This is a genomic window from Streptomyces piniterrae (genome assembly GCF_005048155.1).
GTDB lineage: Bacteria > Actinomycetota > Actinomycetes > Streptomycetales > Streptomycetaceae > Streptomyces > Streptomyces piniterrae.
This window is the reverse complement of record NZ_SUMB01000001.1, coordinates 891,798-912,764: the sequence shown is the minus strand read 5'-3', so window position 1 is coordinate 912,764 and position 20,967 is coordinate 891,798. Positions and strand designations below refer to the sequence as shown.

19 protein-coding genes are annotated in these 20,967 nt (G+C 73.0%); 13 read left to right on the top strand and 6 right to left on the bottom strand.

Annotated features, from left to right (window positions below):
- Positions 1-214 precede the first annotated feature (214 nt).
- The 5 genes from FCH28_RS04045 to mug all read left to right on the top strand — a co-directional run bounded on the left by FCH28_RS04045 (position 215) and on the right by mug (position 5,579).
- On the top strand, positions 215-1,564 hold the full coding sequence (locus FCH28_RS04045) for a hemolysin family protein (RefSeq protein WP_136738222.1): 1,350 nt from the start codon (positions 215-217) through the stop codon (positions 1,562-1,564).
- Positions 1,561-2,580, top strand: coding sequence for a hemolysin family protein (locus tag FCH28_RS04040; protein WP_136738221.1), 1,020 nt, complete (start codon positions 1,561-1,563; stop codon positions 2,578-2,580). The genes FCH28_RS04045 and FCH28_RS04040 overlap by 4 nt, the downstream gene beginning before the upstream one ends.
- A gap of 120 nt (positions 2,581-2,700) precedes the next feature.
- Positions 2,701-3,471, top strand: coding sequence for an SGNH/GDSL hydrolase family protein (locus FCH28_RS04035; protein WP_136738220.1), 771 nt, complete (start codon positions 2,701-2,703; stop codon positions 3,469-3,471).
- Between the two features lie 114 nt (positions 3,472-3,585).
- Complete coding sequence (gene purB, locus FCH28_RS04030) at positions 3,586-5,019, top strand: adenylosuccinate lyase (protein WP_136738367.1); 1,434 nt, start codon at positions 3,586-3,588, stop codon at positions 5,017-5,019.
- Between the two features lie 11 nt (positions 5,020-5,030).
- On the top strand, positions 5,031-5,579 hold the full coding sequence (mug, locus tag FCH28_RS04025; protein ID WP_136738219.1) for a G/U mismatch-specific DNA glycosylase: 549 nt from the start codon (positions 5,031-5,033) through the stop codon (positions 5,577-5,579).
- Positions 5,580-5,686: 107 nt separating this feature from the next.
- Here the strand turns inward: mug and FCH28_RS04020 are convergent, their stop codons facing one another.
- The 3 genes from FCH28_RS04020 to FCH28_RS04010 form a co-directional block, all read right to left on the bottom strand.
- Positions 5,687-6,136 (bottom strand): hypothetical protein, encoded by a 450-nt coding sequence (locus FCH28_RS04020; RefSeq protein WP_136738218.1) that lies wholly within the window; start codon positions 6,134-6,136, stop codon positions 5,687-5,689.
- A gap of 72 nt (positions 6,137-6,208) precedes the next feature.
- Entirely contained in the window at positions 6,209-6,949 is a 741-nt protein-coding gene (locus tag FCH28_RS04015; protein WP_136738217.1) for an ABC-2 transporter permease, read from the bottom strand.
- Positions 6,950-6,953: 4 nt separating this feature from the next.
- Complete coding sequence (locus tag FCH28_RS04010) at positions 6,954-7,883, bottom strand: ATP-binding cassette domain-containing protein (RefSeq protein WP_136738216.1); 930 nt, start codon at positions 7,881-7,883, stop codon at positions 6,954-6,956.
- On the opposite strand from FCH28_RS04010, the gene FCH28_RS04005 reads away from it, so the two are divergent.
- From FCH28_RS04005 to FCH28_RS03995, 3 genes are all read left to right on the top strand, one after another.
- Positions 7,882-9,276, top strand: a complete 1,395-nt coding sequence (locus tag FCH28_RS04005) for a sensor histidine kinase (protein ID WP_136738215.1) — start codon at positions 7,882-7,884, stop codon at positions 9,274-9,276. The two genes, FCH28_RS04010 and FCH28_RS04005, sit on opposite strands and share 2 nt — an antisense overlap.
- Positions 9,277-9,280: 4 nt before the next feature.
- On the top strand, positions 9,281-9,931 hold the full coding sequence (locus FCH28_RS04000) for a response regulator (protein ID WP_136738214.1): 651 nt from the start codon (positions 9,281-9,283) through the stop codon (positions 9,929-9,931).
- Positions 9,932-10,001: 70 nt separating this feature from the next.
- Entirely contained in the window at positions 10,002-11,159 is a 1,158-nt protein-coding gene (locus tag FCH28_RS03995; protein ID WP_136738213.1) for an ROK family transcriptional regulator, read from the top strand.
- 191 nt (positions 11,160-11,350) lie between these two features.
- Here the strand turns inward: FCH28_RS03995 and FCH28_RS03990 are convergent, their stop codons facing one another.
- Positions 11,351-12,097, bottom strand: coding sequence for a GntR family transcriptional regulator (locus tag FCH28_RS03990; protein WP_136738212.1), 747 nt, complete (start codon positions 12,095-12,097; stop codon positions 11,351-11,353).
- 241 nt (positions 12,098-12,338) lie between these two features.
- On the opposite strand from FCH28_RS03990, the gene FCH28_RS03985 reads away from it, so the two are divergent.
- Positions 12,339-13,019, top strand: a complete 681-nt coding sequence (locus FCH28_RS03985) for an aspartate/glutamate racemase family protein (RefSeq protein ID WP_136738211.1) — start codon at positions 12,339-12,341, stop codon at positions 13,017-13,019.
- Here the strand turns inward: FCH28_RS03985 and FCH28_RS03980 are convergent.
- A complete protein-coding gene (locus tag FCH28_RS03980; RefSeq protein WP_425471875.1) occupies positions 12,971-13,870 on the bottom strand; it encodes an RNA polymerase sigma-70 factor in 900 nt (299 codons plus the stop codon). The genes FCH28_RS03985 and FCH28_RS03980 overlap by 49 nt on opposite strands.
- Positions 13,871-14,228: 358 nt before the next feature.
- Between FCH28_RS03980 and FCH28_RS03975 the strand changes: the two genes are divergently transcribed.
- Positions 14,229-15,059, top strand: a complete 831-nt coding sequence (locus FCH28_RS03975; RefSeq protein WP_136738210.1) for an alpha/beta fold hydrolase — start codon at positions 14,229-14,231, stop codon at positions 15,057-15,059.
- 65 nt (positions 15,060-15,124) lie between these two features.
- On the opposite strand, the gene FCH28_RS03970 is transcribed toward FCH28_RS03975, so the two are convergent.
- A complete protein-coding gene (locus FCH28_RS03970) occupies positions 15,125-16,066 on the bottom strand; it encodes a DMT family transporter (protein WP_136738209.1) in 942 nt (313 codons plus the stop codon).
- A gap of 98 nt (positions 16,067-16,164) precedes the next feature.
- Between FCH28_RS03970 and pdxR the strand changes: the two genes are divergently transcribed.
- From pdxR to FCH28_RS03955, 3 genes are all read left to right on the top strand, one after another.
- Positions 16,165-17,625 (top strand): MocR-like pyridoxine biosynthesis transcription factor PdxR, encoded by a 1,461-nt coding sequence (gene pdxR, locus FCH28_RS03965; protein WP_136738365.1) that lies wholly within the window; start codon positions 16,165-16,167, stop codon positions 17,623-17,625.
- 224 nt (positions 17,626-17,849) lie between these two features.
- Positions 17,850-19,424 (top strand): alkaline phosphatase D family protein, encoded by a 1,575-nt coding sequence (locus tag FCH28_RS03960; protein ID WP_136738208.1) that lies wholly within the window; start codon positions 17,850-17,852, stop codon positions 19,422-19,424.
- A gap of 93 nt (positions 19,425-19,517) precedes the next feature.
- Positions 19,518-20,912 carry a GNAT family N-acetyltransferase gene (locus FCH28_RS03955; RefSeq protein WP_136738207.1) on the top strand — a complete coding sequence of 465 codons (1,395 nt, stop codon included), beginning with the start codon at positions 19,518-19,520 and terminating at the stop codon, positions 20,910-20,912.
- Positions 20,913-20,967 lie beyond the last annotated feature (55 nt).

Genomic DNA, 20,967 nt, shown 5'->3' with positions numbered 1-20,967 from the left:
CAGCCTCTGGGGCCCGCCCCGGCCTGCGGGCGGGCCAGCACTCGCCGTCGACTTTGCTGATCCTTTACCATGGTGGTTCCCTCCCCCAGTGAAAGGTGTGTGAGCGTCCAGCCATGGGCGAGCCTCCCAGTTGCCGAGCACCCTCCCGGCACGGCGCGCTACGACATAGCGCGCACCTCCCGTTCCTGTTCGAACATGGGACGGAGGTGACCCGATGACCGAGCTGCTCCTTCTGGCCGTGGCGCTCCTCCTGACCCTCGCCTGCGGCGTCTTCGTCGCGGCCGAGTTCTCCCTGACGACCGTCGAGCGCAGTGATCTGGAGCGCGCCGTCGAGCGCGGCGAGCGCGGCGCGGACAGTGCCATGAGGGCCGTCCGTGGCCTGACCTTCCAGCTCTCGGGAGCGCAGCTCGGCATCACGGTGACCGGGCTGGTCATCGGCATGCTGTCCAAGCCGGCCATCGCCACGTTGCTGGCCGGCCCGCTCGACGCGCTGGGTCTGCCGCGGTCCGTCGCGGATTCGGTGGCCCTGGTGCTCGGTACGGTGATCTCCACGGTCGTCCTGATGGTCGTCGGCGAGCTGGTCCCGAAGAACTGGGCGATCTCCAGCCCGCTGGCCATCGCCAAGCGGGTCGCCACCGCGCAGCGCGGTTTCAGCGCCGCGTTCCGGCCGTTCATCCGCCATCTGAACAACACCGCGAACCGTACGGTCCGCCGGATGGGCCTGGAGCCCGCCGAGGAGCTGGCCTCCGCCCGCGGCCCGCAGGAGCTGGTGGCGCTGGCGCGGCACTCCGCCAAGGAGGGTGCGCTGGAGCCGGACACCGCCGAGCTGTTCGTCCGTACCCTCAATCTGCCCGAGCTGACCGCGGAGAACGTGATGACGCCGCGGGTGCAGGTGATGGCCCTGGACGTGCAGTCCACCGCCGAGGATGTGGCCAACGCGACCCGGGCGACCGGGCTGTCCCGCTTCCCCGTCTACCGCGGCAGCCTGGACAGCGTCGTCGGCGTCGCGCACATCAAGGACGTACTGACCATCCCGGCCGACCGCCGCCCCCGCCACCCCGTCTCCGAGCTGCTGCGCGAGCCGCTGCTGGTGCCGGAGACGCTGACCGTGGACCGGCTGCTGGACCGGCTGTCCGGCAAGCGCACGATGGCCGTGGTCATCGACGAGTACGGCGGCACGGCCGGCGTGGCGACACTGGAGGACATCGTCGAGGAGGTCGTCGGCGAGGTCCGCGACGAGCACGACCCGCTGGAGACGCCCGATCTCGCGCCGGCCGGCACCGACGCGCACGGCCGCAGCGTCTACCAGGCCGACGGCGCCGCCCGCACCGACCAGCTGCGGCGGATCGGGCTCCGGCTGCCGGACGGCCCGTACGAGACCCTGGCCGGCCTGATCGCCACCGATCTGGGCCGGATCCCCGTGGGCGGCGACACCGTCGAGGTCGCCGGCTGGACGATGGACGTCCTCGACGCCACCGGCCATCGCGCGGCGCGCGTACTGCTGCACGCCCCGCTGCCCGGCAGCACCGACGGCCGGGCCGACGACGGCGAGGCCGGCCGATGACCGCGCTCCAGCTGTTCGTGGGCCTGCTGACGCTGGTCGTCAACGCCTTCTTCGTGGGCGCCGAGTTCGCGCTGATCTCGGTGCGCCGCAGCCAGATCGAGCCGTACGCCGAGCACGGCGACCGCCGGGCGCACAGCGTGCTGTGGGGGCTGGAGCATGTCTCCGCGCTGCTGGCCGCCGCTCAGCTGGGCATCACGCTGTGCACGCTGGTGCTGGGCGCGGTCGCCGAGCCGGCCATCGCGCACCTCCTGGAGCCGGTGTTCCATGCGGTCGGCATCTCGCACACGCTCATCCACCCCATCTCGTTCGTGATCGCCCTCTCCCTGGCGACGTATCTGCACATGCTCTTCGGCGAGATGGTGCCGAAGAACGTCGCGCTGGCCGAGCCGGTACGCAGTGCGCTGGTGCTGGGCCCGCCGCTGGTCGCGCTGACCCGGGCGCTGCGCCCGGTGATCTTCGCGATCAACGCGCTGGCCAACGGGCTGCTGAAGCTGCTGCGGGTCCAGGTCAGGGGCGAGGTGGCCGCGACGTTCTCGGACGACCAGCTCGCCAAGATGGTCGAGGACTCTGGGGACGCCGGTCTGCTCGACGAACGGGCCAAGCGGCGGCTGCGGGACGCCCTGGAACTGGGGCGGCGCCCCGTCAGGGATGTCGTCCTGCCCGTCGAGAAGGTGGTGTCCGCCCGGATGGGCATCACCCCCGAGGGCCTGGAGCAGCTCGCCGCCGAGTCCGGCTTCTCCCGCTTCCCGGTCCTCGACGACAACCGACGCATCCTGGGCTATCTGCACGTCAAGGACGCGCTGGACGCCATGCCGCGGGATGTGCCGTTCCCGGTCTCCGCGCTGCGCCCGATCGCCCGGGTCAGGGCGGCGACGCTGCTGGACGACGTCCTGACGGCGATGCGCGGCTCCAGTACGCATCTGGCGGCGGTGATCGCGGACGACGGGACGCTGGCCGGGCTGGTCACGATGGAGGACGTGCTGCGGGAACTGGTGCTGCAGCGGCCGCCGGGCTAGCGCGCTGCGCTGCGCTCGGGCTGAGCTAGGCCGCCCTGCGGCCGGGCCCCGCCCGTTGGGTGCGGGAAAGCGGGTGAGGGTCCGACCGGTCGGTATGTCAGGCGGTAGGATCTCCGCTTCATGGAGATGAATGCTCGCTACACCAGTTTCGTCGCGGTCGGCGACAGCTTCACCGAGGGAATGTCGGACGGCCTGCCGGACGGCTCGTACCGCGGCTGGGCCGATCTGCTCGCGGCCCGGCTGGCGGCGCGCACCCCCGGCTTCCGGTACGCCAATCTCGCGGTGCGCGGCAAGCTCATCGGGCAGATCGCCGACGAGCAGTGCGGTCCGGCGGCCTCGATGGGCGCCGACCTGGTGACGCTGGTCGGCGGGCTCAACGACGTGCTGCGGCCGCAGTGCGACGTCGAGCAGGTGTGCACCCGGCTGGCGGACGCGGCCGGGCTGCTGGCGAAGGGCGGCGGACAGCTGGTGCTGATGCGCAGCCCCGGCCGGCGGGGTCCGGTGCTGGAGCGCTTCCGGCCGCGTATGGAGCAGCTGTTCGCGCGGATCGACGAGCTGGCCGCACAGCACGGAGCGGTGGTCGTCGACCTGTACGCATCGCGGGCGCTGGCCGACCCGCGGCTGTGGGCGGACGACCGGCTCCATCTGAACGCCGAGGGGCACCGCCGGGTCGCGGAGGCCGTCTGGCAGGCGCTGGGCCTGGACGCCGAGTCGGACTGGGACGCGCCGCTGCCGGCCGCCGCTCCGCCGGGCTGGGGCGCGCGGCGGGCCGCGGATGTGCGGTTCGCGCGCGAACATCTGGTGCCGTGGATAGGGCGCCGGCTCACCGGGCGGTCGTCGGGCGACGGCCGCCCCGCCAAGCGTCCCGAACTGCTGCCCTACGAGGGCTGACGCCACCGCCGGTCGCCACGTCCGCTCCGGGGCTCGCCCCTTGGAGGAAACCACAGCCGGGACCGGGGCGCTGGCCTGCGTAAATCGCCAGTAGACTCTGCCCACGTGACTGCTGTGTCTGCGAAGCCTCGCATCCCCAATGTCCTGGCCGGCCGCTACGCCTCCGCGGAGCTTGCCGTGCTGTGGTCCCCCGAGTACAAGGTCAAGCTGGAGCGGAAGCTGTGGCTTGCCGTGCTGCGTGCGCAGAAGGACCTGGGGGTGGAGGTTCCCGAGCAGGCGCTGGCCGACTACGAGCGGGTCCTGGAGACCGTCGACCTGGCCTCGATCGCCGAGCGCGAGAAGGTCACCCGGCATGACGTCAAGGCCCGGATCGAGGAGTTCAACGCCCTCGCCGGGCACGAGCAGGTCCACAAGGGCATGACCTCCCGCGACCTGACGGAGAACGTCGAGCAGCTGCAGGTGCGGCTGTCGCTGGAGCTGATGCGGGACCGTACCGTCGCGGTGCTGGCGCGGCTCGGGTCGCTGGCCGCCCAGAACGCCGAGCTGGTCATGGCGGGCCGCTCGCACAACGTCGCCGCGCAGGCCACGACGCTGGGCAAGCGCTTCGCGACCGCCGCGGACGAACTGCTGGTGGCGTACGGGCGGCTGGCGGACCTGCTCGCGCGCTACCCGCTGCGCGGCATCAAGGGCCCGGTCGGCACCGCGCAGGACATGCTGGACCTGCTGGGCGGTGACGCCACGAAGCTCGCCGAGCTGGAGCAGCGGATCGCCGCTCACCTCGGCTTCGGGCAGAACTTCACCTCGGTCGGCCAGGTCTACCCGCGCTCCCTGGACTACGACGTGGTCACCGCGCTGGTGCAGCTCGCCGCCGCCCCCTCGTCGATCGCCAAGACGATCCGGCTGATGGCCGGGCACGAGCTGGTCACCGAGGGCTTCAAGCCCGGCCAGGTCGGCTCCTCCGCGATGCCGCACAAGATGAACACCCGCTCCTGCGAGCGCGTCAACGGCCTGATGGTGATCCTGCGCGGCTACGCCTCGATGGCCGGTGAGCTCTCCGGCGACCAGTGGAACGAGGGCGACGTCTCCTGCTCCGTGGTCCGCCGGGTCGCCCTGCCGGACTCCTTCTTCGCCCTGGACGGCCTGCTGGAGACCTTCCTGACGGTGCTGGACGAGTTCGGTGCCTTCCCGGCCGTCGTCGCCCGCGAGCTGGACCGTTACCTGCCCTTCCTCGCCACCACGAAGGTGCTGATGGGTTCCGTGCGCGCCGGGGTGGGCCGCGAGGAGGCGCACGAGGCGATCAAGGAGAACGCGGTGGCGTCGGCGCTGGCCATGCGCGAGCAGGGCGCGGAGCGCAATGAGCTGCTGGACAAGCTGGCGGCGGACCCGCGGATCCCGCTGGACAAGGCGCAGTTGGACGCCCTGATGGCGGACAAGCTGTCGTTCACGGGCGCGGCGGCCGACCAGGTGGCGTCCGTCGTCGACCGGATCGAGGAGATCGCCAAGCAGCACCCCGAGGCCGCGGCGTACACGCCGGGCGCGATTCTCTGACGGTCGCCGACGTGGGTTTCACACCCGAGGAACTGCGGGCCGCTCGCGATCGCCTCGTCCCTGACGTGGCGGCGAGCGGCCTGCGGGTCCTTTTCTGCGGTATCAATCCGGGGCTGATGACGGCGGCCACCGGCCACCACTTCGCGCGGCCCGGCAACCGCTTCTGGCCGGTCCTGCACGCCTCCGGCTTCACGCCCCGGCTCTTCGCGCCGGCCGAGCAGGAGGAGCTGCTGGCGCACGGCCTGGGCATCACCAATGTCGTGGCGCGGGCGACCGCCAAGGCCGACGAGCTGTCGGCGGAGGAGTACCGCGAGGGCGGCCGGCTGCTGGCCGAGAAGGTGGACCGGCTGCGGCCGCGCTGGCTCGCCGTCGCGGGCGTCACGGCCTACCGGGTCGCCTTCGGCGACAAGCACGCCGCGATCGGCCCGCAGCAGCGCACCCTCGGCGGGACCCGCATCTGGGCGCTGCCCAACCCCAGCGGGCTGAACGCCCATTGGACGCTGGCGACCATGGCGGAGGAGTACGGAAGGCTGCGGACGGCTGCGTTCGCCGAGGACTGAGGGGCATCCCCGGTCGCAAGTACAGCGGCGGCGTCCGACGAAGCCTGCCCGGCGTCCCCGGCACTGTGCACGGCGGCGTCCGACGAACTGGGAGAGGCGCCCCCGCCTCACCACAGCGGGTCCCCCACGTCCTCCTCCCCCACCGCCACCAGCAGCTGGAAGGGCAGTTCGCGGTCTCCCTGGCCCACGCCCACGCCGACCCAGCGGCCGGCCACCCGCCAGCCGTACATCTGCGGGACATACCCGCACAGCGAGTCCAGCGGCGGCCGGACCGGTATGCCCATGGCCGACCGCTCCAGATGAGCTCCGAGGTCGAGTATGCCGGGCGGGCCCCAGCGTAAGGACAGCGCTTGCACCAGCGCCGTCAGCTCGGCCTCGAATTCGTCCAGGGCCGCCGCCACCTCGGTGAGATCCGCGTCCCAGAAATCCCCGCTGACCCGCAGGTCGGCTATGTGGAAGCCCGGCCCGCTCTCGACCATGGCGGCACAGCCCGGCTGAGCCGGGAAATCCCGCAGGCGCAACCGGTCGATGGCGGTCAGATACTCGTCGATGGTCATGCCGTCAGTAAACCGCCCGGGTCTGACAATTGGCCTTCCGTCAGTCCGGAAGGTGGCCGGCACACGGCGCGGTCAGACGTCACGGCGCGAAAGGGACCACCAGCCCGCGCCCGCCGCAAGCGCCACCCAGCAGGCCATCACCGCCATGCCGGACCACGCCCCCAGGACCCCGTCGGGCGTGCTGTGCAGGATCTGCTGGCCGGCCCGGTCCGGCAGGAACTGGCCCGCTTTCCTGGTCGCGTCCAGCGATCCGAGCATGGGGAACAGCGAGAGGAAGAGCGGGACGAGCAGGCTCAGCGCGCCGACGGGGCTGCGCACCACCGCGGCGAAGCCGGCGGACAGCACGGCGAGCAGGGCGAGGTAGAGGCCGCAGCCGACGGCGGCCCGGACCGCGCCCGGGGCACCGGGACCCACGCCCATGTCGCCGAGGAACGCCTGGCCGCCGAGCAGCGCGGCGAAGCCGGTGACCAGTCCCACGACCAGGCCGAGCACCCCGACGCAGCCCAGCTTGCCCGCGTACAGCAGACCACGGCGCGGTACGGCGGCGAGTGAGACGCGGATGGAGCCGCCGGACCACTCCCCCGCGACCGTCAGGACGCCGAAGGCGACGGCGGCGAACTGGCCGAAGTTGAGGCCGAAGAAGGCGGTGAAGACCGGGTCGAAGTCCGGGCCCTCGTGGGTGTAGTCGGTGCTGCCGCAGACCAGGCAGCCGATCCCGGCGGTCGCCACCAGGATGGCGGCGAGGGAGAGGTGGAGCGAGCGCAAGGAGCGGATCTTGGTCCACTCGGAGCGGAGTACGGCGGTGAGCGTCACGGTGTCAGGCCTCCTGGGTCGTGGGGGCGGCGGTGACGAACTCCGCGGCGTCCGCGGTCAGTCGCAGATAGGCGTCCTCCAGGGAGGGTGCTTCGTCGGCGAGTTCGAGGACCGGGATGCCGTGCCGGGCGGCCAGCGCGCCGACGTCGGCGGGTTCCACGCCCTCGACCAGCCAGCGCCCGGCTCCGTCCGGCACCGCCTCGAATCCGACGCGGGCGAGTTCGGCGTGCAGTCGTTTCCCCTCGGTCGTCCGCACCCGCACCCTGCGGTGGGTGTTGTGCCGGATGAAGGTGCCCATCGCGGTGTCGGCCAGCAGCCTGCCGCGCCCCAGGACGATCAAGTGGTCGGCGGTGAGGGCGGTTTCGGTCATCAGATGGCTGGAGATCAGGACGGTGCGGCCGTCGGCGGCGAGCCGCTTGAGGAGGGTGCGGATCCAGATGATGCCCTCGGGGTCCAGGCCGTTGGCAGGTTCGTCGAGCATCAGCACGGCGGGGTCGCCGAGCAGGGCGGCGGCGATCCCCAGCCGCTGGCGCATGCCGAGCGAGAAGGTCCGTACCCGCTTGCGTGCGACCGGTGCCAGCCCGGTCTCCGCCAGCACCTCGTCGACCCGCCGCGCCGGGATGCGGTTGCTGTGAGCGAGGGCGAGGAGGTGGTCACGGGCCCGGCGGGCCTTGTGGGCGGCGCCGGCGTCGAGGAGCGCGCCCACGTGCCGCAGGGGGTCGGCCAGTTCGCGGAAGTGCCGGCCGCCGACGGTCGCGGTCCCGGAGGTGGGCCGGTCCAGGCCGAGAACCACCCGCATGGTGGTGGATTTGCCGGCGCCGTTGGGGCCGAGGAACCCGGTTACCCGGCCCGGTTCCACGCGGAAGGTGAGGTCGTCGACGGCCCGCGCGGTTCCGTAGACCTTGGTCAGTCCTTGGATGTCGATGCTGGTCATGGCTCCAGGCTGGCGTCCGGACCGGGCCGCGGCCTCCCCCGACGGCGGGGAGCGGCTCCCCCGCCCGGGGGAGGTCCGGTGCGCGGCCCGCTGGCACGATGGCGGGGTGCACCTGAAGCCCGCAGTCGCGCACGGCCCGCTGTTGAGGGCCGTGCCCGCGCCCCTCTCGAAGGCCGTGACCTACAGCCGCTGGCTCCATCTGCTGACCGGCTCGGTGGCCGGGGTCCTCACCGGCTTTCTGCGCGGCGGAACGTTCCACCCTGGCGGGGGCCGCCCGTGGGTGTGTTTCGCGATCTTGCCCGTGCCGTTCCTCCTCCTGGCCGCACTGATTCCGGCGGTCCGACGGATCGAGGGCTCCCAGGCCCAACTGCTGCTGTTTCCCGGCCCGCAGCGCCCCGGCGGGCAAGCCGCTTCCGGGATCGGTACGACACCCTCGGCGACCTGGCGGGACCGTGGCCGTACGGCCGTGTGGTTGCTGCTGCGCCTCGAAGCCGGTGTGGCCGTGACGGCCCTGACCGTCCATCTGTCCTTTCTGGCCACCGCGTTCATTCTGGCGGCCGGCGGCCGCCCCACCCACTTCATGGGCCTGCCGGCGATCGAGGCACCCCACTGGTGGTACGCGCTGCTCGCGCCGCTGCCGCTCGCGCTGCTCCTCGCCGTCGCCATCGGTACGGGCTCGCTGATGGCCGCCGCCGCGCGATTGCTGCTCGGCCCCTCGGCCGCCGAGCGGCTGGCCGGGCTGGAGGCCCGTACGGAGCGCCTGCTCGAACACAACCGGCTGGCCCAGGAGTTGCACGACTCGATCGGGCATGCGCTGACCGTCGCCGTGGTCCAGGCGGGCGCGGCCCGCGCCGCCGGGTCGCCCGAGTTCACCGACCGCGCGCTGGCCGCCATCGAGGACACCGGGCGGCAGGCGCTGACCGACCTGGAGCGGGCGCTGCGGCTGCTGCGGGAGGACGCTCCCAGACCCTCCGACCGGCCCGCGCTCACCGAAGCCGAGCGCCTGATGGAGTCGGCGCGGGCGGCCGGTTCGACGGTACGAGCCGAACTGACCGGCCCGTTGGAGGCGTTGCCGGGGCCGGTGTCGCGGGAGGCGTACCGGATGCTTCAGGAGGCGCTGACGAATGTGCTGCGGCACGCGGGCCCGGTACCGGTGTCGGTGCGGATCGCCGCCGACGCGGACGCGCTGGAACTGGAGGTCCGCAACCCGCTGCGCACCTCGCCGCCGGGCGCCCCAGGTGCGACCGGTGCGGTCCGCACCGGCCGCGGTCTGCGCGGCATCCGCGAGCGGGCCGCGCTGCTCGGCGGCACGGCGGAGACCGGTCCGGGGGACGGGGAATGGCTGGTGCGCGCCCGGCTCCCGCTGGACCGGCTGGGACGCCCTCTAGGCTGATCCCGTGCCGATATCCGTACTCCTGGTCGACGACGAGCCCCTGGTACGCACCGGGCTGCGCGCCATCCTCGAAGCCCAGCCCGACATCACGGTGGCGGGCGAGGCGGCCGACGGGGCCGCCGTCATCCCCCTGGTCCGGCAACTGCGGCCCGACGTGATCGCCATGGACGTGCGGATGCCGCTCATGGACGGCATCGAGGCGACGCGCGCGGTGCTGCGCACGGTGCCCGAGCCGCCGAAAATCCTCGTCGTCACGACATTCGAGGACGACGAGTATGTCTACGAGGCGCTGCGGGCGGGCGCGGACGGCTTTCTGCTGAAACGTTCCCGGCCGACCGAGATCGTGCACGCGGTGCGCCTCGTGGTGGAGGGCGGCTCGCTGCTCTTCCCGACGATGCTCCGCACCATGGCCGCAGGGCACCGCAACGAGCGGGCCCGCGTGGACTTCGAACGGGCCGCGCTCACGGAGCGGGAGCGGCAGGTGCTGCGGCTGATGGCACGTGGCCTGTCGAACGCCGAGATCGCGGCGGAGCTGTTCCTGGGGGCCGAGACGGTGAAGACGCATGTCAGCTCGGTGCTGGGGAAGCTGGGCGCGAGGGACCGCACCCAAGCCGTGATCGCCGCGTACGAGTCGGGCTTCGTCTCGCCCGGCTAGGCCCGGGGCTCGCCGCACACCCTCTGACCGGCTACGATCCGCCAGACACGCGAGATGAGGGAGACGGACGTTGGGGCGGCTCACCGGCGGGGACCCCTCTCTGCTGCGACGGATCAACTCCGCGGTGGTGCTGCATGCGCTGCGCGCCGCGACTTCGCCCACGCTCACCGATCTCGTCCAGATGACGGGCCTGTCCCGGCCGACGGTCGAGGGTGTGGTCGAGGGGCTCATCGAGAGCGGGCTGGTGGTCGAGGCGGCCGCCGAGGAAGGCGAGACACGGCGCCAAGGGCGGCCGGCCCGCCGGTTCCGCTTCCGTGCCGAGGCCGGGCATCTGCTGGGCATCGAGATCGGGCCGCACCGTATCTCGGCGCTGCTGTCGGACCTCGGCGGGCGGCTGCTGGACTCCGCGCAACGCCCGGTGGACGAGGCCGCGCCGGCCGATGAGCGGCTGGAGCGGGTTCGTGGCGTGGTGGCCGAGCTGCTGCGCCGTGCGGGGGTGGCGCGGAGTTCGCTGCGGGCGGTGGGCGTGGGCAGCCCCGGCATCGTCGAGGCGGACGGCACCGTACGGCTGGGCACGGCGCTGCCCGGCTGGACCGGCCTGCCGTTGGGCGAACGGCTGCGGCGGTCCTTCCGCTGCCCGGTGCTGGTGGAGAACGACGCGAACGCCGCTGCGGTGGCCGAGCACTGGAAGGGCGCGGCGGTCGAGTCCGACGACGTGGTGTTCGTGCTGGCGGGGCTGAGCCCCGGGGCGGGTTCGCTGATCGGCGGGCGGCTGCACCGGGGGTTCGGCGGGGCGGCCGGGGAGATCGGCGCGCTGCATCTGCTGGGGCGCGAGGCGACGCCGGAGACACTGCTCTCGACGACCGGGGAGCCGCTGAACCCGTTGGACGAGGCGCAGGTCGCGGCCGTGTTCGCGTTGGCACGGGACGGCGACGTACGGGCGCGTGCGGCGGTGGACCGTTTCATCCAGCGGCTGGTGCACGATGTCGCCGCGCTGGTGCTGGCGCTGGACCCGGAGCTCGTGGTGATCGGCGGCTGGGCGGCCGGACTGGCCGGTGTACTGGAGCCGCTGCGGGGGGAGTTGGCGCGCTACTGCCTGCGCCCGCCGCAGGTCGCCCTCTCGGTACTGGGCGAGGCGGCGGTGGCCACCGGGGCACTGCGACTCGCCCTCGACCACGTCGAGGGCGAACTCTTCGCGGTGGAGGGCACGGTGACGGGGCGCCGGTGAGAGGCGCCGGCGGGGGGCGGCGTCTGTAAGGCGGTTGAGGTCACCTTCGGGCGGGCCCACGCGGAATCGGACCCGTGCGGCATCGGACCCATACGGGAATCGGGCTCACACGGGAATTACGACCCGCTCGGGAATTCGGGCCCGCACAACTATCGGGCCCGCACGGGCTGACCGGCCTCCCCGGAGGCCGGTCAGCCCGCCAGCACCGCGACCGCGTCGCTCTCGCCGAAGGTGAGGCGGCAGGTGTCGGCGCGGTAGGTGGAGACCGCGACGGCGGTGGTGCGGCCCGCGGACACATAGCGGGTGGTGACGACCAATACGGGCGCGCCGGGCAGCCGGTCCAGCTGCTTGGCGTCCTCGGCACGGGCCGAGCCGAGTTCGACGGTGCGGTCCTGGCCGTCCAGCGCCAGCTTGTGCAGCTCCTGGAGGACGGCGCGGGCGCGGGTCTGGGCGCCGGCCGAGGCCGGCTCCACGCAGCCGGGGACCGCGGCCGTCGGCACGTAGAGCAGCTCGGCGGCGACCGGCTGGCCGTTGGTGACCCGGCTGCGGCGCACGATGTGCACCCGGTCGCCGGGGGCCGTCTCCAGGAGGCGGGTCACCGCGGCGGGCACCGTGTCGGTCTCGACGGCGTCGACCGGCTGCCAGTCGTCGCCGGGGGCACCGGGCCAGGTATGGCGGGCGGGGTCGACGGGGACGCCGACCCGCGGCGGCGCGACGGTCGTGCCCACACCGCGTCGGCGCTGCAACCTGCCTTCCAGCTCCAGCTGCTCCAGCGCCTGCCGGAGCGTGGCCCGTGCGACGCCGAACCGGGCCGCCAGCTCACGCTCGTTGGGAAGAATCTCACCGACCGCGAACTCCGAGTCCAGCGCGTCGCTGAGCACCGTCTTGAGGTGCCAGTACTTCGGCTCCGGCACCGTTTCGAGCTGCGTGGTCCCCACCCTGTCCTCCGCATTGGCCGTTGCCCCGCAAGGCTGCGCCCCCAAAGGCTGCGCCCCCAGGGGACACGGGCCCGCGAATATGAGCGCTTCTTTATTAAAGGTTGTTGCAGTATCCCGACGATATGGCCGCCCCCACCCTTGGTCAAGACCAATCCGGGAACCGTTTGCGGCGTCTCCGCGCAGGCCCCGGCCGTATGGACGGCACACGCGCGACAGCCCGCCGGCCGCTATCCTCACGGCCATGCTCGCCCTCCTGCACACCTCGCCAGTCCACATCCCGACCTTCGACGCACTGCGCGACGAGGAGGCCCCCGGGCTGCCGCTCCGTCATCTCGTACGCCCCGAACTCCTCTCCGACGCAAAGGAGTTGGGACCTGACGCGGTGGCGGACGAGGTCGCCGGCGCGCTCGCCGACGCGGTGCGCGAAGGGGCGTCGGCGGCGCTCTGCACCTGTTCGACGATCGGTTCGGTCGCCGAGGCGGCCGGTGCCGGGCTCGGGCTTCCCGTGGTACGGGTCGACCGGCCGATGGCCGCTGCCGCCGTCGCCGCCGGGACGCGGATCGTCGTGCTGGCCACGCTGGAGAGCACGCTCGGCCCCACCGTGGACCTGATCGCGGACGAGGCCGGCCGGGCCGGCCGCGAGGTGGGCGTGCGGACGGTGCTCGTGGCGGAAGCCTGGGAGCGCTTCGAGTCCGGCGATACGGAGGGGTCTGTGGCGGCGATCGCCGCAGCCGGCCGGGAGGTGCGGGACGCCGATGCCATCGTTCTCGCGCAGGCGTCGATGACACCGGCGGCCCCCCGGATCACGGCCGGCCCCGGGGGCGTCGGCGTGCCGGTGCTGTCGAGCCCGCGTCTCGGTCTGCGGGCCGCCGCTCAGCTCGTCGCGAGGGAGACGAGCTTGTCCGGGTTGCGGACGATGTAGACCGTCCGGATCCGGCCGTCCTCGATGTCGAACTGGGTGACGGAGTCCGGCTTGCCGCCGGAGTGCGCCAACAGCGCGATCCCGCCGTTGAGTTCGAGCAGGGTGAACTCCATGCCGGCCGGCACGGACTTGGCGACGCCGGCGAGGAACCGGGCGACCTTGTCAGCGGACTCGATGATCCGCAGCGGGGCCTTGGCCTTCCCGCCGCTGTCCCCGACGAGCCGCGCGTCGGCGGCCAGCAGGCTCAGCAGCCCGTCCAGGTCGTCGCCGGCCGCCGCGGCCAGGAACCGTTCGGTGAGATCGCGCTGCTGGTCGTGGTCGACGTCGAAGCGCGGCTTGCCCTCTTCCACGTGCCGGCGGGCCCGGCCGGCCAGTTGGCGTACCGCGGCCTCGCTCCGTTCGAGGACGGTGGCGATCTCCGCGTACGGATAGCCGAACGCCTCGCGCAGCACGAACACCGCGCGTTCCAGCGGGGAGAGCGACTCCATGACGACGAGCACGGCGAGGGTGACGGATTCGGTGAACACCGCCCGTTCCGCGGCGTCCGGGACGGTGCTGCCGATGTCCGTGGCAAGCGGCTCCGGCAGCCAGGGGCCCACGTAGGACTCGCGGCGCGACTGGACCTGACGGAGGCGGTCGATGGCCAACCGGGTGGTGACGCGCACCAGGTAGGCGGGTGGTTCGCGGACCTCGGTACGGTCGGCGGCCGACCAGCGCAGCCAGGCGTCCTGGACCACGTCCTCGGCGTCGGCCACCCGGCCGAGCATGCGGTAGGCCACTCCGTGGAGGACGGGGCGGTGCTCTTCGAAGACCGACGTGGCTTCGGCGATATCGCCGGCGTCGGTGGCGATGGCGGCATCGGCGGCCAGGGGCTCGGGATCGTCGGAGGCTCGGGGCGTGGAATCGGTCGGCACGCCTCCATCCCATCCGGGTGTCGTCGCGTTGTCCAGCGCAAACGGGGGTGTGTGAGGCGGTGTGGGCGTGGTGTTCGGCACAGTGCGGGGCGGGGAGGGTGGCAGGGCACGGGGCAGGGTCTGGAGCGGTGGCGGAGAATTTGCCGACCGGCCCTTGCCGCCCGGCCCTTACCGCTCGGTAGCGTTTGCTGGCATCGTGGGTGCGCACGCCCGACCCGGCGAACCCGCCCGCATGTCTCCGCGACACTGCGGAACCGCGAAACCGCACACACTGCAACCCCTTTGAGGAGTCCCCATGGCCGCCCCGGTCTCCTTCGCCCGCGTCCGCCCCGCGGACCGGCCGCCGTTCACGGTCGCGTACGAGCGCAAGGGCTCGGGCGAACCCATCGTGCTGCTGCACGGCATCGGTCACCATCTCCAGGCGTGGCGGCCGGTCTGCGACATCCTCGCCGCCTCCCACGAGGTCATCGCCATCGATCTGCCCGGGTTCGGTGCCTCGCCCGCGCTGCCCGACGGCTCCTCGTACGACCTGCCGACGGTGGTGCCGTTGCTGGCCGCGGCCTTCGCGGAGCTGGGTGTGGAGCGCCCGCATGTCGTGGGGAACTCGCTGGGCGGGCTGCTGGCGCTGGAGCTGGGCCGCGAGCGGGCCGTGCGGTCGGTCACCGCGCTCTCGCCCGCCGGCTTCTGGACGCAGGGCGAACGGCGTTATGCGTTCGGGGTGTTGCGTGGCATGTACGCCGGTGCGCAGGCACTGCCGCAGCCGGTGGTGGAGACGCTGGCGCGGTCGGCCATCGGCCGGGCCTCACTGACCGGCACCATCTACGCCCACCCCGGCCGCCGTTCGGCCGAGGCGGTCGCGGCGGAGACCCGGGCGCTGCGCGAGGCCCCCGGGTTCGCGCAGACTCTGGCGGCGGGCCGGGGCGTGCGGTTCACCGACGATGTGCCGGACATCCCGGTGACGATCGGCTGGGGCAGCCGGGACCGTCTGCTGCTGCGCCGGCAGGGGGTGCGCGCCAAGCACACGATCCCGGGCGCCCGGCTGGTGCGGCTGCCGGGGTGCGGGCATGTGCCGATGAACGATGATCCGGCGCTGGTGGCGCGGGTGATCCTGGACACGGTGGGGTGACGGGGGGGCGACGGCTGAGGGCGTGTCGGCCTCGGCGCATCCGGCCCGGCCTGGGCCGTCGAGCCTCAACGGGTCGCCCTGGGCCGGCTGTTCGTACGCTCCGGCACCCGGGTCAGCGTGTCGGCCGGTCGCCCGCTCCCCCGCAGCATTCCCGAGCCGAGCGCGACGCCCGCGCCGACCAGCAGGCTGCCGCCCAGTTGCGCGAAGCCGTAGCCGCCGGTGCCGGCGAGCGGGGCGGTGACGGCGGCGAAGACCGGGATCAGGCCGGAGAAGAGGGTGGCGCGTTCGGCGCCGATCCGCTGGATGCCCGCGTACCAGCAGACGAATCCGACGACGGTGACGACGGCGGCCTGCCAGCCGAGCGCCGCCGCCTCCACCGCGTCCGGTATCCGCAGCCAGCCGGCGCGGTCGGTCAGCAGCCCGAGTGCGGCGCCTTCGAGGGCGGCGATGCCGCAGACGGCCGCCGAGAGGAGGGTGGGGCCGAGCGGCGCCAGGACCGGGACGGCCAGGACGGCGAAGCCGACTTCGCCGCACAGCGCCGCCACGGACCAGGCGATGCCCATGCCGTCCGTACGGCCCCAGCCCTGGACGGCCAACGCGCCGGCGGCGACGAGCAGCGCGCCGTACACCACCACCGGGCGGGGCCGGCGGCCGCCCAGTGCGGGCACGATGACGGCCACCACGACCGGGGCGCAGCCGACGAACACACCGGGTACAGCCGGTTCCGCGGTGCGCTCGGCCGCCAGGATCGCGAGGTTGAAGCCGAGCATGCCGACGGCGGCGAGCAGGGCGAGGCGGGCCCACTGGGGGGCGGTGAGGGCGCGCAGCGGCGCGGTGCCGCGGCGGCCGAGGAGGGGCAGCAGGAGCAGGCAGGCGAGGCCGTAGCGCAGTGCCTGGCCGCCCGCGTACGGGTAGTCGCCGAGCAGGCTGTTGGCGGTGAAGGAGCCGCCGACGAGGAAGCAGGCGAGGGCGGCGAGCAGCACGCCGTGCAGGTGGGTCCGGTTCATGAGACGGACGCTAGGCAGGCGGGCGGTACGTCTTAAGGTCCACTTCTGTGGCGCTGTGGAGGGCCAATCGTGGCGGGGCGGGAGGGGACACGCTGGTGGTGACGGGCGGCGGTGCGGCGGGGGATCCGGGACAGGAGGGCGGCGATACCGCCGGCGGCAGGTCCTGGACGGCGGCCTGGGAGCTCTTGCTGCCGACCGCGTCCGCGCCGCCGCGGCAGCGCGGCCGGGTGCTTCAGGAGGCGTTGCGCGATGCGGTGCGCTCGGGGCGTCTGGCCGCCGGGACGCGGCTGCCGGCGGGTCGGGAGCTCGCCGCGGACCTGGGGGTGTCGCGGGGTCTGGTGACCGAGGCGTACGAGCAGTTGACGGCGGAGGGCTATCTGCGCAGCCGGCGCGGTTCGGGGACGTGGGTGGGCGGGGCCGTACGGGCCGCCGTGGCGCCGGAGGCGGCCGAGGCGCCGGTGGGCGGGGTCCCGGAGGTCGACTTCTCCCCCGGTACGCCCGATCTCTCGCTCTTCCCTCGGGCCGCCTGGTCGGCGGCGCAGCGCAGGGCTCTGACGCGGCTGCCGCATCGTGCGCTGGGTTATCCGGACCCGCGGGGGCTGCCTGAACTCCGGGGGGAACTGGCCCGGTTGCTCGCCCGTAGGCGTGGTGTGGTGGCCGATTCGCGGCGGCTGGTGGTGTGTTCGGGAGTGGCGCAGGCGATGACGCTGCTGGGGCTCGCGCTGCGGGCGGCCGGGCATCGGTCGGTGGCGTTGGAGGATCCGGGGAGTCCTGAGCACGTGCGGCTGTTCGCGGCCGCGGAGTTGGCGACCGTACCGGTGCCGTTGGATGACGAGGGGCCCGATGCCGTCGCGCTGGCGGCGTCCGGGGCGCGGGCCGTGGTGCTGACCCCGTCGCATCAGTTCCCGTCCGGAATCGCCGTGTCGGCGGCGCGCCGGGGGTGGCTGCTGGAGTGGGCGCGGACGGCCGGTGGGCTGCTGATCGAGGACGACTACGACGGTGATTTCCGCTACGACCGGGCGCCGGTCGGTGCGTTGCAGGGCCTGGACCCCGACCGGGTGGCGTACACGGGGTCGGTGAGCAAGTCACTGGCGCCGGGGCTGCGGCTGGGGTGGCTGGTGGTGCCGGAGTGGCTGGTCGATGAGGTGGTGGCCCGTAAGCGGACGATGGATCTGGGCAATCCGGTGGTGGAACAGGCGGCGCTGGCCGACTTCCTCGCGCGCGGTGACTACGACCGGCAGCTGCGGCGATGCCAACGCGCCTATCGGGAGCGGCGGGACGCGCTGACGGCGGCGTTGGTCGAGCGGTGCCCCGGCGCTGTGGTGACCGGGATCGCCGCCGGCCTCCATGTCATCGTCACGCTGCCCGCCCGGTACGGCCCCGAGGACCGCTTCCTGGCACGGGCCCGGGGCGCGGGTGTGGGGCTGCGGCCGCTGTCCGACTACGGGAGCGGCGGGGCCGGGACGGCCGGGCGCGACGGCCGGGTGCGCCTCGTCATGGGGTATGCGCATCTGCCGCCGTCGGACATCGTGCGCGGTGTGCGGCTGTTGTTGCCGTGAGGCCGACGCGGGCTCCCGCTCACCTCGCCGTGTAGCAGCTCCGTAATCATCGAGCGGCTGTTCTGGCGATCGGTCGGCGCTCTTGCGACCATGAGCGCGGCCCGCGGGCCGTACGGGGCGGGTGGTGTTCACCGTGCGTTCGGCTGCCGGGCATCGGGCACCGGTACGAACGGGACATCACCGGGTGGATGTCACCGAATGCGGTCGGACTACGGAGGTTTGAGATGGCGCAGGGATCCGTCAGAGGCTTCGGGCGGCGGTCGCTGCTGCAGAGCGCGGCGGGCGGTTCCGCCGTGCTGGCGGTGCCGGCGCTCTCCTGTGCCGCGCCCGCGCAGGCCCGCGGCGGGCGGCCGAGCGCCGACTGGGGTGTGCAGGTCGGGGATGTGACGACGTCCTCGGGGCTGGTGTGGGTGCGGTCCGACCGGCCGGCCCGGATGGTGGTGCAGACCGCGGCGACCGAGTCGTTCCGCGATGCCAGGAGCTGGCGCGGTCCGGTCCTGGGGGCCGGTACGGACTTCACCGGGGTCACCTCGCTGCACGGTCTGCCGGCGGGTGAGCAGATCCACTACCGGGTGCTGCTCTCCGATCCGGACGACCCGGGACGCACCGGCGAGCCGGTCACCGGCACATTCCGTACGGCGCCCGAGAAGCGCCGCGAGAACGTCAGGTTCCACTGGTCGGGTGACCTGGCGGGGCAGGGCTGGGGCATCAATCCGGACCGCGGCGGCTACCGCATCTACGAGGACATGCGGCGGCGGAACCCGGATTTCTTCCTGTGCAGCGGCGACAACATCTACGCGGACAACCCGATCACCGAGAAGGTGACGCTGCCGGACGGCCGGGTCTGGCGGAATGTGACGACCGAGGAGAAGGCGAAGGTCGCCGAGACGCTCGCGGAGTTCCGGGGCGCGTTCCGCTACAACCTGCTGGACGAGAATCTGCGCCGGTTCAACGCCCAGGTGCCCACGGTCACCCAGTGGGACGACCACGAGGTGCACAACAACTGGTATCCGGGGCAGTTGCTGGACGACGACCGGTACACGGTGAAGGACGCGGACGTCCTGTCGGCGCGGTCGCTGCGCGCGTTCGCCGAGTACTTCCCGGTCCGTACGCTGCGGCCGGACGGGCGGGGCCGGGTCTATCGGGTGGTGCGGCACGGTCCGCTGCTGGATGTGTTCGTGCTGGACATGCGCAGCTACCGCAACGCGAATTCGCCGGGCCGGCAGACCGAGGACGCGCAGGGCATTCTGGGCGCCGAGCAGTTGCGCTGGCTCAAGCGTGAGCTGTCGCGTTCCCGTGCGGTGTGGAAGGTGATCGCCTCCGACATGCCGCTGGGTCTGGTCGTCCCGGACGGCAAGACGAATTTCGAGGCGGTGTCGCAGGGTGATCCGGGTGCTCCGCTGGGCCGCGAGCTGCAGCTGGCGGAGCTGCTGCGGCACATCAAGCACCAGAAGGTGACCGGCACCGTCTGGGTGACGACGGATGTGCACTACACCTCGGCGCAGCATTACGCGCCCGAGCGGGCGGCGTTCAAGGACTTCGAGCCGTTCTGGGAGTTCGTGTCCGGGCCGCTGAACGCGGGCGGATTCCAGGCGTTGAAGCTCGATGGAACGTTCGGGCCCGCCCAGTCGTTCATCAAAGCACCGGACCGTGCGAACACCTCCCCGGCGGAGAGCCCGCAGTACTTCGGCGAGATCGACATCGACGGGGGAAGCGGGGAGCTGACGGTGCGGCTGCGTCAGGAGGGTGGTGAGATCTTGTTCAGCAAGGTGCTCCAACCGGGGCGAGTCGGACAGTAGCTGGCTAATGCAACGATTCTGCCGATTCTATCTTTTACTCGTCGGACACAATGTGTTGGTGATCAGGCAACACCGGTCCGCGAAGCTGTCTGCATGACTGAAGCAACCTCTGCCCGTTCCACCCGGCGCCACCACTGGCGCCGGGAGCTCGTCGAGCTGGCCGCCCTGTTCACCGCCGTGGCGGTGGCGGACGTCGTCGCCAACACGGTCGCGCACGGCCCGTCGGGCCCGGTGCTGCTGTGCGTCGGGGCCGTGGCCCTGCTCTCCACCGTGGTCTTCCACGTGTGGTGGTCACGCCGCCACGACCACGCGCCACCGCCCACCGATACCGGCGCCACCGCGGCGTCCCCCGGCCCGGCCCCGGCGGCCGGCCGGCAGGAGACGGTGCTGTGGCGGATGCGTACCACGGTCCGGGACGAGCCGGGCAGCCTGGCCACCCTGTGCACGGCGCTGGCCGCGCGGCGGGTGGACATACTGAGCCTGCAGACCCACCCGTTGTCCGACGGCACGGTCGACGAGTTCCTGCTGCGCGCGCCGGCCGCGCTGGCGCCCGCCGAGCTGACCCGTACGGTGGCCAGGGCCGGCGGCACGCACAGCTGGCTGGAGCGGGCCGACGCCCACGACCTCGTCGACGCGCCGACCCGGATGCTGGGACTGGCGACGCGTACGGCACTGGATTCCGCCGAACTCCCCCTCGCGCTAAGGCAGTTGCTGGGCCGCTGCACCATCCACTCGGTGCCCGCGCGCTCGCTGACCGGCCAGCCGCTCGCCGAGCAGGTGCCGGCCGAGGGCGTACTGGAGGAACACACCATGAAGTTCCGCGACCCCACCGGGGGCTCGCTCACCATCGAAAGGCCGCAGTTGCCGTTCACACCCACCGAGTTCGCCCGGGTGCGCGCACTGGTCGCGCTCGACGCCAGACTCGGCGAGCGGGTGCCCAGACGGCGCGATGTGCTGACGCTGCCCGAGGGCAACGAGATCACCGTCCGCCGTGCCCACCCCTCCGACCTGGCCGCGGCCCGCGAGATGCACGACCGCTGCTCCCAGCAGACCCTCGGGCTGCGTTACCACGGCCCGGTCGGTGACGCGGAGCGCTATCTGGCGCATCTGCTCAGCCCGCGGTTCGGCCGCACCCTGGCGGTGGAGACCGCCTCCGGCCGGCTGGTGGCGCTGGGGCATCTGCTGTGGGACGGCGACGAGACCGAGGTCGCGCTGCTGGTCGAGGACGCCTGGCAGCAGCGCGGGATCGGCGCGGAGCTGCTGCGCCGGCTGGTGGCAATGGCGGCCGAGGCGGGCTGCGAGAGCGTGTACGCCATCACCCAGGCGTCCAACACCGGGATGGTGGCGGCGATGCGCGGCCTGGGCCTGCCCCTCGACTACCAGATCGAGGAGGGCACCTTGGTGATCACCGCACGGCCCACCGGCGTACCGGCCCGGCAGGAGGCCCTGGAGCCCGTCGTCACCCGGGACGTCTCCGGCCGTCGCTGAGCCGTTCGCGCGCCACCTCCGCCCCGGCGGAGGTGGCGCACCCCTGCGTCCGAGG

Bases quoted from the DNA above. Each gene is read 5' to 3' on its own strand.
- FCH28_RS04045 (WP_136738222.1), top strand. From the start codon at position 215: ATGACCGAGCTGCTCCTTCTGGCCGTGGCGCTCCTCCTGACCCTCGCC.
- FCH28_RS04040 (WP_136738221.1), top strand. From the start codon at position 1,561: ATGACCGCGCTCCAGCTGTTCGTGGGCCTGCTGACGCTGGTCGTCAAC.
- FCH28_RS04035 (WP_136738220.1), top strand. From the start codon at position 2,701: ATGGAGATGAATGCTCGCTACACCAGTTTCGTCGCGGTCGGCGACAGC.
- FCH28_RS04020 (WP_136738218.1), bottom strand. From the start codon at position 6,136: ATGACCATCGACGAGTATCTGACCGCCATCGACCGGTTGCGCCTGCGG.
- FCH28_RS04005 (WP_136738215.1), top strand. From the start codon at position 7,882: ATGGCTCCAGGCTGGCGTCCGGACCGGGCCGCGGCCTCCCCCGACGGC.
- FCH28_RS04010 (WP_136738216.1), bottom strand. From the start codon at position 7,883: ATGACCAGCATCGACATCCAAGGACTGACCAAGGTCTACGGAACCGCG.
- FCH28_RS03985 (WP_136738211.1), top strand. From the start codon at position 12,339: ATGCTCGCCCTCCTGCACACCTCGCCAGTCCACATCCCGACCTTCGAC.
- FCH28_RS03975 (WP_136738210.1), top strand. From the start codon at position 14,229: ATGGCCGCCCCGGTCTCCTTCGCCCGCGTCCGCCCCGCGGACCGGCCG.
- FCH28_RS03970 (WP_136738209.1), bottom strand. From the start codon at position 16,066: ATGAACCGGACCCACCTGCACGGCGTGCTGCTCGCCGCCCTCGCCTGC.
- FCH28_RS03960 (WP_136738208.1), top strand. From the start codon at position 17,850: ATGGCGCAGGGATCCGTCAGAGGCTTCGGGCGGCGGTCGCTGCTGCAG.
- FCH28_RS03955 (WP_136738207.1), top strand. From the start codon at position 19,518: ATGACTGAAGCAACCTCTGCCCGTTCCACCCGGCGCCACCACTGGCGC.